At 39.7% G+C, this 13,490-nt stretch carries 16 protein-coding genes; 15 read left to right on the top strand and 1 reads right to left on the bottom strand.

What is annotated here, in order from left to right:
• The first annotated feature begins 4 nt into the window (after positions 1–4).
• The 15 genes from ACRD69_RS08090 (at position 5) to ACRD69_RS08020 (ending at position 13,034) form a co-directional block, all read left to right on the top strand.
• Positions 5–655, top strand: coding sequence for a carbonic anhydrase family protein (locus ACRD69_RS08090; protein ID WP_430814561.1), 651 nt, complete (start codon positions 5–7; stop codon positions 653–655).
• A gap of 819 nt (positions 656–1,474) precedes the next feature.
• Positions 1,475–2,890 carry an anthranilate synthase component I family protein gene (locus ACRD69_RS08085; protein ID WP_430814560.1) on the top strand — a complete coding sequence of 472 codons (1,416 nt, stop codon included), beginning with the start codon at positions 1,475–1,477 and terminating at the stop codon, positions 2,888–2,890.
• Positions 2,891–3,015: 125 nt separating this feature from the next.
• Positions 3,016–3,585: an anthranilate synthase component II gene (locus tag ACRD69_RS08080; protein WP_430814559.1), complete on the top strand. Its 570-nt coding sequence runs from the start codon at positions 3,016–3,018 to the stop codon at positions 3,583–3,585.
• A 104-nt stretch (positions 3,586–3,689) separates the two neighbouring features.
• Positions 3,690–4,685 carry an anthranilate phosphoribosyltransferase gene (gene trpD, locus ACRD69_RS08075; RefSeq protein WP_430814558.1) on the top strand — a complete coding sequence of 332 codons (996 nt, stop codon included), beginning with the start codon at positions 3,690–3,692 and terminating at the stop codon, positions 4,683–4,685.
• Between the two features lie 33 nt (positions 4,686–4,718).
• Entirely contained in the window at positions 4,719–5,519 is an 801-nt protein-coding gene (gene trpC, locus ACRD69_RS08070; protein ID WP_430814557.1) for an indole-3-glycerol phosphate synthase TrpC, read from the top strand.
• 17 nt (positions 5,520–5,536) lie between these two features.
• Positions 5,537–6,169 (top strand): phosphoribosylanthranilate isomerase, encoded by a 633-nt coding sequence (locus ACRD69_RS08065; protein ID WP_430814556.1) that lies wholly within the window; start codon positions 5,537–5,539, stop codon positions 6,167–6,169.
• The gene (gene trpB / locus ACRD69_RS08060) at positions 6,169–7,362 is read left to right on the top strand and encodes a tryptophan synthase subunit beta (protein ID WP_430814555.1); all 1,194 of its coding nucleotides are present in this window, start codon (positions 6,169–6,171) and stop codon (positions 7,360–7,362) included. Before ACRD69_RS08065 ends, trpB begins: the two co-directional genes overlap by 1 nt.
• Before the next feature lie 2 nt (positions 7,363–7,364).
• Entirely contained in the window at positions 7,365–8,132 is a 768-nt protein-coding gene (gene trpA, locus ACRD69_RS08055) for a tryptophan synthase subunit alpha (RefSeq protein WP_430814554.1), read from the top strand.
• Between the two features lie 51 nt (positions 8,133–8,183).
• Complete coding sequence (purU, locus tag ACRD69_RS08050; protein WP_430814553.1) at positions 8,184–9,041, top strand: formyltetrahydrofolate deformylase; 858 nt, start codon at positions 8,184–8,186, stop codon at positions 9,039–9,041.
• A gap of 29 nt (positions 9,042–9,070) precedes the next feature.
• Positions 9,071–9,592: a peroxiredoxin family protein gene (locus tag ACRD69_RS08045; protein ID WP_430814552.1), complete on the top strand. Its 522-nt coding sequence runs from the start codon at positions 9,071–9,073 to the stop codon at positions 9,590–9,592.
• Positions 9,593–9,772: 180 nt separating this feature from the next.
• Positions 9,773–10,372 carry an imidazole glycerol phosphate synthase subunit HisH gene (hisH, locus tag ACRD69_RS08040; protein ID WP_430814551.1) on the top strand — a complete coding sequence of 200 codons (600 nt, stop codon included), beginning with the start codon at positions 9,773–9,775 and terminating at the stop codon, positions 10,370–10,372.
• A 6-nt stretch (positions 10,373–10,378) separates the two neighbouring features.
• Positions 10,379–11,104, top strand: coding sequence for a 1-(5-phosphoribosyl)-5-[(5-phosphoribosylamino)methylideneamino]imidazole-4-carboxamide isomerase (gene hisA, locus ACRD69_RS08035; RefSeq protein WP_430814550.1), 726 nt, complete (start codon positions 10,379–10,381; stop codon positions 11,102–11,104).
• 11 nt (positions 11,105–11,115) lie between these two features.
• Entirely contained in the window at positions 11,116–11,874 is a 759-nt protein-coding gene (hisF, locus tag ACRD69_RS08030; RefSeq protein ID WP_430814549.1) for an imidazole glycerol phosphate synthase subunit HisF, read from the top strand.
• Positions 11,875–11,892: 18 nt separating this feature from the next.
• Positions 11,893–12,492: a bifunctional phosphoribosyl-AMP cyclohydrolase/phosphoribosyl-ATP diphosphatase HisIE gene (gene hisIE / locus ACRD69_RS08025; protein WP_430814548.1), complete on the top strand. Its 600-nt coding sequence runs from the start codon at positions 11,893–11,895 to the stop codon at positions 12,490–12,492.
• A 2-nt stretch (positions 12,493–12,494) separates the two neighbouring features.
• Positions 12,495–13,034, top strand: coding sequence for an HD domain-containing protein (locus tag ACRD69_RS08020; protein WP_430814547.1), 540 nt, complete (start codon positions 12,495–12,497; stop codon positions 13,032–13,034).
• A 1-nt stretch (position 13,035) separates the two neighbouring features.
• Here ACRD69_RS08020 and ACRD69_RS08015 read toward each other — a convergent pair whose 3' ends face one another.
• Entirely contained in the window at positions 13,036–13,368 is a 333-nt protein-coding gene (locus ACRD69_RS08015; protein WP_430814546.1) for a hypothetical protein, read from the bottom strand.
• Positions 13,369–13,490 lie beyond the last annotated feature (122 nt).

Genomic DNA, 13,490 nt, shown 5'->3' with positions numbered 1-13,490 from the left:
GTTAGTGAAAACCAGAAAAATCAAGAATATGAGTACAATAACACAAACAGCACAATCGCAGGGATTGATAAGCCCGGAACAAGCCGTCGAATTATTAAAAGAGGGTAATGAGCGCTTTGTTCAGAAGAAGCAATTGAATCGGGATCTGCTTCAACAAGTAGAAGAAACAGCTGGTGGTCAATATCCTTTTGCTGCTGTAGTTAGCTGTATTGATTCACGTATTCCAACTGAGGTAGTTTTTGACCAGGGAATTGGAGATATATTCAATGCACGCGTAGCAGGAAATATCGTGAATGAGGATATTTTAGGTAGTCTTGAATTTGCCTGTAAACTGGCAGGAGCAAAAGCAATTATTGTAATGGGACATACCTCATGTGGTGCCGTGAAAGGAGCTTGTGATGACGCTAAGTTGGGTAACCTTACACAAATGCTTGGCAAAATCAAACCTGCTGTTGAACAAACAACAACTGCTGAGGGAGAAGATCGTAATTCGGGCAATATCGAATTTGTTAATAATGTAGCCAGCAAAAATGTTGAGCTTACAATAGAAAATATAACATCACAAAGTGCAGTCTTGAAAGAAATGGCCGATAATGGAGAGATCACCATTGTTGGTGCTATGTACGATGTGAAAACAGGCTTAATTACCTTTTAGTTAGTTATGTTCCCCGGGTTGAATGTTTCTGTTTCCTGAGTTAGATATACATTCAACCCTTTAATTTTACCTGAGTGATGGTGATTTGATTTCAAAAGTGATTTCAGATCACCATTTTTAATAATCCTTCAGAAATAAACTAACTATAGATTCGAATACTATTACACTACAAATCAAAAGTATTGTTCTCATCAAAAAAAGACCACTAAATGATTTTATAGCCGAGTGGTCTGGGTAGTGAGTGTTATACACTATTTGAACATCTTCAAAGTTGCTAATATATAGATCAGAAGCCTCGATGGTAAATTCTTTTTCATCTACCTGGTATCCATAAATGTAAGTTTGATAACTGCCGTAGCTGACGCCAGTGCCAACTGAAGTGGCACTATTGCTCTTATTACCAATGAATTCACCCTTTGAGGTCTGCCCGCCAAAGAGTAAATAAAATTGGGGTATTATAAATATTGCGAATAATAGTATTCGACCGGTTTTTATTACGTTTTTTTTAAAGCGGTAGGGAGTCATGCTATTAACTTGATATAGGTTAGTATGTTATATTGTAAAAATAACAGAAAAATTACGTGTATTCAGTAAAAATGTAATTTGATGTTTGGTTTTTAAAAATTTTATTCCAAATATTTGTGACATACAATTGCAAAAGCAAGACATGAATTTGATTTTAACACATAAAGGCTGGTGGCATTATACTTTTCTTTCAACCGAGAGTTAAGGGCAACCGTCGTATATGTAAAAGATATGAACAAAAGGCTTACCGAGACTCTCGGTAAGCCTTTTTTTATTACGTAAATTTAGCATACCATGGATTCAATACACATAAAAACCATAGCAACACCAATACCGGCCAATGTGGCTGATGTGACTACCCCTGTTAGTTTATACTTGAAGCTTCGTGATGACTACCCGAATACGATTCTTCTTGAGAGTAGTGATTATCATGGGAGTAGTAATTCTTTATCGTTCATATGTTTTAATCCGCTTTATGAGTTTGTAGCTGATAAAGGACAAGTTAAACAGGGAGAGGCACATAAGGATCTGGAGCCCGTTGAAGTGACAAGTGAGAATAATGTTCCTCAGCTTTTAAATTCGTTTATTCAGCGTTTTAAGGTTGAAAATGGCAAATGCCCCATAAAAGTCAATGGCCTGTTTGGCTACTCTACTTTTGATGCAGTTCAGTATTTTGATACGCTTAAGTTTAATGCAGAAAAGAAAGGAGAGCATTCAATTCCAGAACTAAGATATACGTTCTATAAGTACATAGTGGCTTTTAATCACTTCACTAATCAACTATACCTGATAGAAAATCTTCAGGATGGAGAGTCTTCAGCTGCATCCTCAATTATTGAGGAGTTCTACAATCGAACTATTCCTAGCTTTCAATTCAAACCATCAAATGATGAAAAGTCAAACCTGACAGATGATGAATTTATGCAGATGGTGACGAAAGGGAAAGAACATTGTTTCCGTGGAGATGTTTTTCAGATTGTGTTGTCGCGTCAGTTCAGGCAGCAATTTGCAGGTGATGAATTTAATGTATACAGAGCATTACGAAATATAAACCCGTCCCCATACTTGTTTTATTTTGATTACGGTGCATACAAAATATTTGGTTCTTCGCCTGAAGCGCAATTGATCATTGATAACAATGTGGCTACCATCAATCCAATTGCCGGAACATTTAAACGTACAGGTGACGATGCTAAAGATCAGGAGTTAGCCATTCAGCTGAGCCAGGATGCAAAAGAGAATGCAGAACATGTTATGCTGGTCGATCTGGCAAGGAATGATCTAAGTCGAAATTGTGAAAACGTAAAAGTCAATACCTATAAGGAGGTGCAATATTATTCGCATGTATTGCACCTGGTATCTGATGTAAGTGGTGAACTTCAAAAAGGTTCCATTGCATCAAGAGTCATGGCTGACACCTTTCCGGCAGGTACTTTATCAGGAGCTCCTAAATATAAAGCAATGCAATTGATTGATTCTATTGAAAACCAAAATCGTGGTTATTATGGAGGATGTATTGGCAACATAGGATTAGATGGCAGCTTTAATCAGGCCATTATGATACGCTCTTTCTTAAGTAAAAGCAATACACTTTTTTACCAGGCAGGTGCCGGTGTTGTCAGCGAATCTAAAGAAGAAAATGAATTACAGGAGGTTAATAACAAACTGGGGGCTCTTAAAAAAGCAATTCAGTTGGCTGAGGAGTTTTAAAACAGGTAAGGATAGAAGCTGAAGCTACAAGGTTTTCCTTGAATGTCAGTTTCTCAACTTAGGATAATAATTTTAAAGCTGCAGATCGCTATAAGTTAACAGCCGGCAGCCAGAAACTAAATATTATGAAAATACTAGTCTTAGATAATTACGATTCATTCACTTATAACCTGGTTCATTATATTGAAGAAATTATTGACCAGAAGGTGGATGTGTTTCGAAACGATGAAATAAGCGTTGCAGACGTTGACAAATATGATAAGATATTATTATCACCAGGTCCCGGTATACCCGATGAAGCCGGGATATTAAAGGAAGTGATAAAGACCTATGCCCCATCAAAAAGTATTTTAGGAGTATGCCTGGGATGTCAGGCAATAGCTGAGGTTTTTGGCGGCAGTATACGCAACCTGAATAAAGTTTACCATGGAGTAGCAACACCTGTAACGATCACTAACAATGCTGAATATATTTTTAAAGGATTACCGGAAACCTTTAGCGCTGGTCGCTATCATAGCTGGGTGGTGAATGAAGAAGATCTGCCTGCCGAACTGTTGATAACATCCAAAGAGGCCGAGGGGCAAATAATGGGCCTCATGCATAAAGACTACGATCTGCATGGTGTGCAGTTTCATCCTGAATCAGTGCTTACTGAGTATGGTAAAGAAATGATCCGAAACTGGATTGAAAGATAAGAGACGGTTGAATAAAAGGAGATCGTAGTGCACTGTCAATTCTGAATATAAGGGAATATTAACAATTTAACCGGCGCAACTGGCTGGTCACAAGTCCTTAAAATATGAATATCAAACAAACCATAAAACAACTTCTTAACCACAAGACGCTCACCAGAGATGAAGCGCGTCAGGTTTTGATAAACATAGCTAAAGAATCTTACAATAAATCTGAAGTAGTGGCATTTCTTACCGTGTTTATGATGAGGCCGGTAACTGTTGAAGAATTGTCAGGTTTTAGAGATGCCTTATTGGATTTGTGTCTGCGAATTGATTTATCTGATTTCAGAACCATAGATATGTGCGGAACCGGTGGTGACGGTCAAAATACTTTTAATGTGTCAACTCTGGCCTCACTCGTGGTAGCGGGTGCTGGTGCCAAAGTATCTAAACATGGCAACTATGGTGTGTCATCATCATGTGGATCGTCTAATGTAATGGAATACCTGGGGTATCGCTTTACCAATGATGAAGAAACCTTAAAGATGCAGTTGGATAAGGCCAATATCTGTTTTCTGCATGCACCCCTTTTTCACCCTGCAATGAAAGCAGTGGCACCAATTCGAAAAGAACTGGGCTTGAAAACCTTCTTCAACATGCTGGGTCCTATGGTCAATCCTTCATTCCCGGAACATCAGCTGGTAGGAGTCTTTAGCCTTGAACTGGCACGTGTGTATCAATACATTTATCAGCAAACAAGTAAACAATATGTTATTGTGCATGCATTAGATGGGTACGATGAAGTGTCCCTGACTGGCGACTTTAAGGCTATCACCAATGCAGGGGAGCAGATCTATTCTCCGGCTGATTTTAATATGAATCAAATTAAACCAGATGAAATATTTGGAGGAGACACCGTGCCTGACGCGGCTGAGATATTTATTAGGGTACTTGAAGGCAAAGGTACTGATGCACAAAATAATGTGGTAATTGCAAATGCCGGACTAGCATTGAATTGTTACAATCCTGAGAAAGGATTAGAAAGCAATATAGAAGAAGCACGAAAGTCTTTACTGGAAGGAAAGGCTGCTAATGTTATGTCGACATTGTTGAGCATGTAATAGATATGGTAATGTACTTTAAGAAATAAAGAAATGAATATTCTTGATAAGATAGTAGCTCAAAAAATAATTGAGGTTGAAAATGCCATAAAGTTAGTTTCGGTAGAAGAGTTGATGGACAAACCAATGTTTAATGAAGCTGTTCCTTCATTGAAAAACTCAATAACCAGCCCGGAAAAGTCAGGAGTTATAACCGAATTTAAGCGACAGTCGCCATCAAAAGGTGTTATTAATGATAAAGCCGGAATCGAAGATGTTGTTTCAGGGTATGAAAAGGCGGGATCATCAGCTTTGTCTGTCCTTACCGACCAACAGTTTTTTGGTGGATGTAATAATGACCTGACGGCTGCTCGCCAAATAACGAGCATTCCAATATTGCGAAAAGACTTTATAATTGATCCCTATCAGGTATATGAAGCCAAAGCTATTGGCGCAAGTGCGATCTTATTAATCGCTTCAATTCTGGATGTAAATAAGGCGAAAGAATTAGGTGCCCTGGCTAATTACTTGGGAATGGAGGTGTTGATGGAACTTCATGCCCCGGAAGAAACAGAATGCTTAAATCCGTTTGTTGATGTGGTTGGAATAAATAATCGCAATTTAAAGACCTTCAAAGTGGACCTGGAGCAATCTGTTCAATTGGCTGCTTCACTGCCCGATGATAAACTAAAAATATCGGAAAGTGGAATACATTCACCTGAAGATGTTTTCTTCCTGAGAAAGAAAGGGTTTGGAGGTTTCCTTATCGGAGAGAATTTTATGAAAACTGACGATCCTGCAAAGTCTTTTGAGGAATTTGCAAAAGCTATTCGAATTAAAGCTGAAACTGTATAAGCACAGATCACTAGACCATGAACCGAATTCCCGAAATAAAAGTATGTGGCATGCGCGATAGCTCAAATATCAATGAGCTTTTGGAGTTGAAACCTGATTATGTTGGTTTTATCTTCTATAAGAAGTCGCCACGCTATGTTGAACAGAAACCTGAAGTTGAATTTAGTGCTAACACTAAGAAAGTCGGAGTTTTTGTAAATGCCAGTGAGAGAGTCATCAATGAAAAACGCATTCATTTTGGACTGGATATTATTCAATTGCACGGGGATGAATCACCTGAGCTTTGTTTTTTACTTAAACAAAGCGGTGCAAGAGTGATGAAAGTATTTCGTGTTGATGAAGATTTTGACTTTCAACAGACACGTCGTTACCAGGATTATTGCGATTACTTTTTATTTGACACACAGACGAAAGCTTTTGGAGGGAGCGGGAAGAAATTCGACTGGAGCTTGCTTGAAAATTACAACAATGCTCGACCTGTGTTCTTAAGTGGTGGCATTGGACCTGAAGATGTTAATGATATTTTAGAGATAAAAAATTTGAACCTGAAGGCGATAGATGTCAATAGCAAATTTGAGATAAGACCAGCAGTGAAAGATATCAGCTTACTATCTGATTTTATCGATGAACTAAGAAAAACAGAAGCATAATGAGTGATAAAAATAAATATCAGGTAAATGATAAAGGCATGTATGGTCAGTTTGGAGGAGCCTTTATTCCTGAGATGCTGTATCCTAATATTGAGAATCTTAAGAATGTATATAAAGAGATAATTGCTTCGGAAGCCTTTCAAAAAGAGTACAGGACTTTGCTGAAAGATTATGTTGGGCGTCCTTCACCACTGTATTATGCAGCTCGCTTATCGGAAAAATACCAAACAAACATTTATCTGAAACGCGAAGATCTGAACCATACCGGTGCACATAAAATAAATAATACGGTGGGACAGATTTTGATAGCTAAGCACATGGGAAAGGACCGCATCATTGCAGAAACCGGGGCCGGACAGCATGGGGTAGCCACAGCTACCGCTTGTGCTCTTATGGGATTAAAGTGTGTTGTATACATGGGAGAAGTTGATATTAAGCGACAGGCACCTAATGTGGCACGAATGAAAATGTTAGGAGCTGAAGTTGTTGCGGCTACATCAGGAAGCAGAACATTAAAAGACGCAACTAATGAAGCTTTAAGAGATTGGATCTGTAATCCTGAAGATACTTTCTATCTTATTGGCTCCGTTGTTGGGCCGCACCCATACCCTGACATGGTGGCCCGTTTGCAGGCGGTTATCAGCGAGGAAATTAAACAACAAATTGCGGAAAAGACAGATAAGGATTATCCGGATTATGTGATTGCCTGTGTGGGTGGTGGCAGCAATGCAGCAGGTTCTTTTTATCACTTTTTAGATGATGAACGTGTGAAACTGGTGGCTGTTGAAGCTTCAGGAATGGGTGTTGATTCCGGAGAAACTGCTGCTACAATTGCATTGGGAGATAAAGGCATTATTCATGGAAGCAAGACATACTTAATGCAAAGTGACGATGGACAGATCACAGAACCCTATTCTATCTCGGCTGGATTGGATTATCCCGGTATTGGCCCTCAACATGCCCACTTGTTTGATACCGGACGAGCCAGTTTCTTGTCAGCTACCGATAAAGAATCATTGGATGCGGCCTTACAGTTAACAAAGCTCGAAGGCATTATTCCAGCATTAGAGTCGGCACATGCCCTGGCTGCTTTGGAGAAAATGCGCTTCAAGCCGGATGATTCGGTAGTGATAACCGTATCGGGACGAGGAGATAAGGATATGGCAACATATATGGAACGCTTTGACTTTTAACTATGAATAGATTACAAGAACTCTTTCAGAATAAAAAAGATATTTGCTCGGTGTATTATACTGCCGGGTATCCTGATCTGGATGATACTATGCCTGTGTTGCAGGCGCTTGAAAATGGCGGGGCTGACCTGGTTGAACTTGGGATGCCTTTTTCTGATCCATTGGCCGATGGGCCTACCATACAGGGTAGTAGTGAACAGGCCTTGCAAAATGGGATGAGTATTAATAAGCTGTTTGAGCAGATCAAAGACATGCGTCAGACAATTTCAATGCCGGTGGTGTTGATGGGTTATTTCAATCCTGTTTATAAATATGGCGTTAAGGAATTTATAGCCAAGTGTAAAGGAATAGGTGTTGATGGCCTGATATTACCTGACCTGCCATTTGATGAATACCACGAGAAATATCAGCAATTGTTTGAAGAAGCTGGCATCGCCAATATCTTTTTGATCACTCCCCAAACTTCAAATGAACGTATAAAGCTTATTGATGCCAACAGCAAAAGCTTTATTTATGTGGTTTCATCCGCATCTGTTACTGGCGTTAAAAAAGATGTTGAGCAGAAACAGATCGACTATTTCAACAGGGTGAATAATCTTGGATTGAAAGCTCCACGATTGATTGGCTTCGGAATCAGCGATCGCTCAACTTTTGAAACGGCTTGCCACCATGCCTCGGGCGCAATCATAGGTAGTGCCTTTGTTAAACTTCTGGGAGAACATGGCGCTGATGCCGGCAAGATAGGTGCGTTTATTAAAGATATTAAATAGACGCCTGAAGACAACCTGAATTATTAACCAACATCACACAAACATTAGCACATGCAAAACACCGCCATAATACGAATTCACTGTCCCGATCAGCCGGGTATAGTTTCCAGGGTTACTAATTTCATCAGCACACATAATGGAAATATTCTTTTCCTCGATCAACACACCGATAAGGCGGAGAAACGTTTCTTTATGCGGGTTGAATGGGACTTAAATGGCTTTGCCATAGATGCTGATTCCATTGAAGAAGTGTTTACACGTGCCATAGCCGAACCTATGCAAATGGTGTGGACGCTCAATTTTTCATCGCAGGTACCACGTATGGCCATCTTTGTATCGCGGGCATCACATTGTTTATATGATTTGCTGGCGCGATATAGCGCCAAAGAGTTGAATGTTGAAATACCCCTTATTATAAGTAATCACAAGGAGCTGGAAATTGTAGCCCGGCAGTTTGAAATTCCCTATTATCACCTCCCGCTTACTAAAGAGAATAAGCAGGAGGTTGAGGCTGAACAATTGCGACTTTGTGCAGATTATAAGGCCGACTTCATAGTGTTGGCGCGTTATATGCAGATTTTATCCCCCGAGTTTAATGCGCAATATCCTGATAAGATCATTAATATTCATCACTCTTTTTTGCCTGCTTTTGCAGGAGCTAAACCCTACCATGCTGCTCATTCGAGAGGTGTGAAGTTAATTGGAGCGACCGGACATTATGTAACATCAGATTTGGACGCGGGACCTATTATTGAGCAGGATGTTATAAAGATATCGCATCACGATACAGTTCAGAGTCTGGTACAGAAAGGAAAGGATGTGGAGAAAATGGTTCTTTCACGTGCGGTTCAGGCGCATATTGAGCGAAAGACATTGGTATATAAAAATAAAACCATCATATTCGCCTAATTAAAAAATACAAAATAAAATTTCAACCCATGAAACAGTTATTAATAGCTTTAGCAATTACACTAATGTCAGTATCAATCTTTGCACAAACACCCGATGAACGAGGATATATCGTAAAAGTTGGAGATATGGCTCCTGATTTTGAAATGCCATTAACAGATGGTTCAACAGTGAAACTATCCGATTTACGAGGTAGTGTTGTGATGCTTCAGTTTACAGCCAGTTGGTGTGGCGTATGCCGAAAAGAAATGCCCCATATCGAAAAGGAGATATGGCAGGCCTATAAGGATAAAGGTTTAAAAGTATTTGGTGTTGACCGCGACGAACCGATAGAAAAGGCCCTTGAAATGGTTGAGGCAACAGGTATCACCTATCCTATGGGCTTGGATGATAACGCTGATATTTTTGGTTTGTATGCCGATAAAAAATCAGGTGTTACGCGCAATGTTTTAATCGATAAAGAAGGTAAGATCATTTTTCTAACCCGATTATTTAACAAAGACGAATTTGCAGCTCTTGTTAAGCGAATAGGAGAGGAAGTAAATAAATAGTGTCCTGTGCCTGGTGCTCTGTGCAAGGAGTAAAACCTACTAACCAAATTATAATGAAGACATATACAAATAGATAAGGAACTTGATGAGATTGTTATGCTGATTAATGCTCTTATTAAAAGTTTAAAATCAAAAGTTAACTAGCACATGCACCTGGCACTGTGCACTAAGCACTACTTAATGAAAATTATCATCATCAAATACAACGCTGGCAATATTCGCTCGGTTACGAATGCCCTGGCTCGCCTTGGTTATGAGGCTGAAATAACAGCTGATCCTCGTAAGATAAAAGAAGCGGATAAAGTTATTTTTCCCGGAGTAGGAGAGGCCAGTACCACAATGGCTTACCTGCGTGAAACAGGGCTCGACGAGGTAATTACTAATCTGAAGCAACCTGTTCTGGGTATTTGCCTTGGCATGCAACTAATGTGCAAACATTCAGAAGAAGGAGATGTTGATTGTCTTGGCATTTTTGACGAACAGGTTAAGAAATTTCAGTTACCCGGGCCCAACGTGGGGAATATAAAAATTCCTCATATGGGGTGGAATAAAATCACTAATGTGAACTTACCCCTGTTTGATAAGTCATTAGAAGGGGAGTATGTCTATTTTGTGCATAGTTTCTATGTGGCTATGGGAGATGATACTGCAGCCACAACAGAATATATCCATCCGTACAGTTCTGCACTTCATAAAGGTAATTTTTACGCAACTCAGTTTCACCCTGAGAAGAGCGGATCCGTAGGTGAGCGAATATTATCTAATTTTTTAATGTTATAAGGACGAATGAATAAGATTGACATCATACCGGCCATTGATCTGATTGACGCCAAATGTGTTCGCCTGAGCCAGGGTGATTATAATAGTAAAAAGGTTTACAACGAAGATCCCCTTGAGGTGGCTAAAGAATTTGAAGATCATGGCATAACACGTTTACACCTGGTTGATCTGGATGGGGCGAAGGCCGGGCGAATTATTAATTATAAGGTGCTGGAGCGAATTGCTGGTAAAACGAACCTGGTGGTTGATTTTGGTGGTGGGCTGAAAACATCAGAGGATCTTCACATCGCTTTTGATTCGGGTGCGCAAATGGTAACAGGAGGTTCTATTGCAGTAAAGAATCCGCAGGAATTTGAGAGCTGGATCAAGACCTATGGTTCTGAAAAAATAATTCTTGGGGCTGATGCGAAGGATAACAAAATTGCTGTTACCGGTTGGCTCGAAGAAACTGATCAGGAGCTCATCCCTTTCATTAAGGATTATACAGATAAAGGTATTAAAAAGGTCATTTGTACAGATATCAGTAAGGATGGGATGTTGCAAGGACCGGCTATTGATCTGTACAAAGAGATAATGGACCAGTTACCGGACTTATATCTGGTAGCTAGTGGAGGAGTTAGTATGCTTGCTGATATTGAATCATTAGCAGAAGCTAATATTCCCGCAGTTATATTTGGGAAAGCCATATATGAAGGAAAGATTAACCTGAAAGAACTTGAAAAGTTTGTTTAATAACGAATCACATGCTAGCAAAACGAATTATACCATGCCTTGATATTAAGAATGGACAAACCGTAAAGGGTGTCAAGTTTGTGGAAATTAAAGAAGTAGGGGATCCGGTTGAATTGGGGGCTTTATACGCTGAGCAAGGTGCTGATGAGCTGGTGTTTCTTGATATTACAGCTAGTCACGAAGGACGCAAAACATTTGTTGACCTGGTAAAACGAATAGCACGAAATATTAACATCCCTTTTACTGTGGGTGGAGGAATTAGTGAGTTGAGTGACGCTGATGCCTTACTAAACGCAGGAGCAGATAAGATTTCTGTCAATTCTTCAGCCGTTCGCAATCCTCAATTAATAAGTGATTTGGCTCAGAATTTTGGCAGCCAGTTTGTTGTGGCGGCCATTGATGCCAAGCACCAGCAGGGAGATGATTGGACTGTTACAGTTAACGGAGGACGAATTCCGACTGATAAACAACTCTTTACATGGGCCCGGGAGTGTGAAGAACGGGGTGCAGGTGAAATACTTTTCACCAGTATGGATCATGATGGGGTAAAGCAGGGATTCGCCAATGAGGCTTTAGCAAAACTAAGCGATGAGTTGAATATACCGATCATTGCATCAGGAGGTGCAGGAGCCATGGAGCATTTTAAAGATGTTTTCACCGTAGGTAAAGCTGATGCAGGACTGGCAGCCAGTATTTTTCATTTTAAAGAAATACCAATTCCCGACTTAAAAGCTTACCTGAATAAAGAGGGTATTCCAATTCGATTATAGAACTATAAATACGATATAATGACGATTAACTACGATAAACTAGAGAACGGTCTTGTTCCTGCCATTATTCAAGATGCCGCCACCAGCAAAGTACTGATGCTGGGATTTATGAATGAGGAAGCCTACGAAAAGACGAAAGAAGAGCGAAAAGTAACTTTTTATTCACGCACGAAAGAACGTTTGTGGACAAAAGGAGAAGAATCAGGTAATTTTCTGAATGTTGTTTCTATGTCAGTCGATTGTGATGATGATACTTTGCTAATTAAGGTAAAACCTGTTGGTCCTGTTTGTCATAAGGGAACTGATACCTGCTGGGGTGAAGAAAATTCAGTTGATGATATCCTGTTCTTAAAAACGCTTCAGGACTTTATTGACAGGCGCAAAGAGGAGATGCCGGAAGGTTCATATACAACCAAATTGTTTACCAAAGGAGTAAGAACGATAACTCAAAAAGTTGGTGAAGAGGCTATTGAAACGGTTATTGGTGCTATGGCGAATGATGATGAGAACTTCCTTTATGAGGGGGCAGATTTGTTATACCACCTGATTGTTTTATTAACTCATAAAGGCTATCGAATTGAAGATCTGGCCCGCGAATTAAAAAGTCGACATAAATAAAGGTGAATCCATTAGAGATTATTAATAAATACTATGCTGAAGGTAGCCCGCTCTGGGTTACCTTAACCGAGCATAGCTATGCCGTCCGTAGTAAGGCTCTGGATATTGTGTCCAATCATCCCGAGCTGGAGGCGGATGCGCAATTTGTATCTGAAGCTTCCATGCTACATGATATTGGCATCTATATGACTAACGCGCCCGATTTACATTGTCAGGGCATTTACCCCTATATCTGTCATGGTTATTTAGGCCGTGAGTTATTGGAAAAGGAAGGTTACCCCAAACATGCACTGGTATGTGAGCGTCATACAGGTACAGGATTATCAATGATTGATATTCAGAAACAGCAGTTACCGGTGCCCCAACGAAATATGCTGCCACTTTCAATTGAAGAACAGATCATTTGTTTTGCTGATAAATTTTATAGCAAAAGTCGAGCATTGACCAAAGCTAAAAGCATTGATAAAATAAGGAAATCGATGCTAAAGCATGGAGTGCATCAGGTGAAGCGATTTGACGAATGGTGTGAAATGTTCTTATGATTTACCCAATAAACCGCATATTGTCCTGTATCCAGTCACCGATAAAAGGGACTTTGGAAAATCGCCCCTGAATGGCACCAATCAATCCGATCAGCCAAAGGGCAAAAACACAGATCCAGATAACTTTTCCAATTAGACCTAGTGAGATACCAGCCAGTATAACCTGAGCTATGGAGGCTGCAAAGGAAAGTACCATCAATCCAAAGGATTGTCTGATATGAAAAAGGCTTAATTCACTTTTAGGGTTTTCATTCTGACGAAGAATTAGTGCTATAATCCAGCCAACAATGGTGATATAGCTTACTGTAGAGATCAGACGGCTTTGGTCTTGCATAGTATTAGTTTTTGATGTCGGTTAAAGCAAAGTAAATAAAAATTAAGTGTTTTTTTCTCAAGTACTTGTGTTTCTTATGAATTAAACACAACTTTGTGTCATTATGATGACAATGAGCAATA

The sequence above is a fragment of the Carboxylicivirga agarovorans genome (assembly GCF_050589845.1).
GTDB lineage: Bacteria > Bacteroidota > Bacteroidia > Bacteroidales > Marinilabiliaceae > Carboxylicivirga > Carboxylicivirga agarovorans.
The sequence above is the reverse complement of the archived record's forward strand: the minus strand, read 5'-3'. Positions and strand labels throughout refer to the sequence as shown.

Coding starts and splice junctions, on each gene's coding strand:
- purU (WP_430814553.1), top strand. CDS start 8,184: ATGCAAAACACCGCCATAATACGAATTCACTGTCCCGATCAGCCGGGT.
- trpB (WP_430814555.1), top strand. CDS start 6,169: ATGAGTGATAAAAATAAATATCAGGTAAATGATAAAGGCATGTATGGT.
- trpA (WP_430814554.1), top strand. CDS start 7,365: ATGAATAGATTACAAGAACTCTTTCAGAATAAAAAAGATATTTGCTCG.
- ACRD69_RS08065 (WP_430814556.1), top strand. CDS start 5,537: ATGAACCGAATTCCCGAAATAAAAGTATGTGGCATGCGCGATAGCTCA.
- hisIE (WP_430814548.1), top strand. CDS start 11,893: ATGACGATTAACTACGATAAACTAGAGAACGGTCTTGTTCCTGCCATT.
- hisH (WP_430814551.1), top strand. CDS start 9,773: ATGAAAATTATCATCATCAAATACAACGCTGGCAATATTCGCTCGGTT.
- ACRD69_RS08045 (WP_430814552.1), top strand. CDS start 9,071: ATGAAACAGTTATTAATAGCTTTAGCAATTACACTAATGTCAGTATCA.
- ACRD69_RS08080 (WP_430814559.1), top strand. CDS start 3,016: ATGAAAATACTAGTCTTAGATAATTACGATTCATTCACTTATAACCTG.
- trpD (WP_430814558.1), top strand. CDS start 3,690: ATGAATATCAAACAAACCATAAAACAACTTCTTAACCACAAGACGCTC.
- hisF (WP_430814549.1), top strand. CDS start 11,116: ATGCTAGCAAAACGAATTATACCATGCCTTGATATTAAGAATGGACAA.
- trpC (WP_430814557.1), top strand. CDS start 4,719: ATGAATATTCTTGATAAGATAGTAGCTCAAAAAATAATTGAGGTTGAA.
- ACRD69_RS08085 (WP_430814560.1), top strand. CDS start 1,475: ATGGATTCAATACACATAAAAACCATAGCAACACCAATACCGGCCAAT.
- ACRD69_RS08015 (WP_430814546.1), bottom strand. CDS start 13,368: ATGCAAGACCAAAGCCGTCTGATCTCTACAGTAAGCTATATCACCATT.
- hisA (WP_430814550.1), top strand. CDS start 10,379: ATGAATAAGATTGACATCATACCGGCCATTGATCTGATTGACGCCAAA.